Source organism: Mesorhizobium sp. P3_A9 (genome assembly GCF_056402975.1).
The window spans coordinates 1-1,846 of record NZ_JBFUGJ010000626.1; the positions used below are offsets into that span (position 1 = coordinate 1).

General features: G+C 56.8%; 3 protein-coding genes. 2 read left to right on the forward strand and 1 reads right to left on the reverse strand.

The features are described from left to right. Positions 1 to 245: response regulator (locus AC1DX0_RS35375; RefSeq protein ID WP_477359095.1), on the forward strand; the 245-nt coding region annotated here is incomplete at its 5' end. A gap of 124 nt (positions 246 to 369) precedes the next feature. Here AC1DX0_RS35375 and ctrA read toward each other — a convergent pair. Then, positions 370 to 1,065, reverse strand: a complete 696-nt coding sequence (ctrA, locus tag AC1DX0_RS35380; protein ID WP_006203583.1) for a response regulator transcription factor CtrA — start codon at positions 1,063 to 1,065, stop codon at positions 370 to 372. Positions 1,066 to 1,516: 451 nt separating this feature from the next. Here ctrA and AC1DX0_RS35385 point away from each other — a divergent pair. Continuing rightward, the coding region (locus tag AC1DX0_RS35385) for a flagellar export protein FliJ (protein ID WP_477359098.1) at positions 1,517 to 1,846 on the forward strand (330 nt) is incomplete at its 3' end.

A 1,846-nucleotide genomic window follows, 5' to 3' on the forward strand; every position in this document is an offset into this window, starting at 1 on the left:
CCGCCGACATGCCCGACATCATCGTCGTCGACGGCGCCTTGCCGGATGTGCAGGCGGTTGACCTCATCCGCCGCGTGCGCGCCATGGAAAGCCCGATCAAACCGCAGATCCTGATCTCGCTGGTCGAGCTCGATATCGCCTCGATCATGCGGGCCAAGCGCGCCGGCGCCCAGGGCTATCTCTTGAAGCCCTTCAATCGCCCGCAGCTGCTCGAGCGTTTTCGCAACTTGAAGATCGCCGCCTGATTCCGCGCCTGGAACAATTCCAGGAAAGTCGGGAACGGTTTCCGCAATTATCGCCCCCATCATGCAAAAAACCCGGCCTGAGCCGGGTTTTTTTCAACTTTGAGATTCTGAAGGCGCTGGCCGTTCAGGCGCTGACGCGGATGTCCTCGGGTTCGCGCAGCACATAGCCGCGGCCCCAGACCGTCTCGATGTAGTTCTGGCCACCGGACGCGGCGTCGAGCTTCTTGCGCAGCTTGCAGATGAAGACGTCGATGATCTTCAGTTCCGGCTCGTCCATGCCGCCATAGAGGTGGTTGAGGAACATTTCCTTGGTGAGCGTGGTGCCCTTGCGCAGCGAGAGCAGCTCCAGCATCTGGTATTCCTTGCCGGTGAGATGCACGCGCTGGCCGCCGACTTCAACAGTCTTGGCGTCGAGGTTGACCACCAGGTCACCGGTGGTGATGACCGACTGGGCGTGGCCCTTGGAGCGCCGCACGATGGCATGGATGCGCGCTACCAACTCGTCCTTGTGGAACGGCTTGGTCATGTAGTCATCGGCGCCGAAGCCGAGGCCGCGTACCTTGTCCTCGATGCCGGCCATGCCGGAGAGGATGAGAATGGGCGTCTTTACCTTGGAGAGGCGAAGCGTTCTCAAGACCTCGTAGCCGGACATGTCGGGGAGGTTGAGATCGAGAAGGATGATGTCGTAGTCGTAGAGTTTGCCCAGATCGACACCCTCTTCGCCGAGGTCCGTCGTATAGACGTTGAAACTTTCCGATTTCAGCATCAGTTCGATGCTTTGTGCGGTTGCACTGTCATCTTCTATCAGCAGAACACGCATTTAATTCCCCTTTTCTGCTGCCGGACCATCTTACGACCCGTCCGGATCCGGAGCAGTGGTTGCCTTGTGCAGAGGCTGCCATTGAATGGTTAACAAAACCTAATTTCCCGTCCACGACGGTACCAGATTTTTTAACCCCTTTCTACACCCTCTTGAATCTAATAACGAATCACAGACCCAAATTCCTAATGCAACACATTAACAACCTGGACTAAGCGACTCCAGGGACTCATCGACGCGCTTCCGAATCGGCGACCGGAATTTTTACCCGGCCTTAAGTCCTGASCCGTATGATTAACAATGCCCGTAAACGAATGGTTACCAACGGCRAAAAACTTTAGGRKTTTGTTTCCCATARTTCSGGGAAWGCCGGTGGAMACGGGYRGCGCCWGGGCCTTTCCAGGTGGTTTGGACGATATGTGCGGGTGTGCGTTTCCGGGAGTACCGAATCATGAAGTCACGTGAAAACCTCGTTCGGCTGAAACAGTTTCAGGTGAATGAGAAGCGGCGGCAGCTGCTTCAGCTCGACATGATGATCGCCGAGTTCGAACGCATGGCYGTSGAACTGGAGCTTCAGATCACCGCCGARGAAAAGAARGCCGGCATCACCGACATCAATCATTTTGCCTATCCGACCTTCGCCAAGGCGGCACGCTTGCGCCGCGACAACCTCAGAAATTCGCAAGGCGACCTCGCCCAACAGCGAAGCGCTGCCGAATCATTACTCGGCGAAGCTGAAGCGGAGCTTTCGAAGGCTGAAATGCTGGAATCGCGCGACACC

What these genes read in the sequence shown, in the direction of transcription:
- ctrA (WP_006203583.1), bottom strand. Translation starts at nt 1,065, where the DNA reads ATGCGTGTTCTGCTGATAGAAGATGACAGTGCAACCGCACAAAGCATC.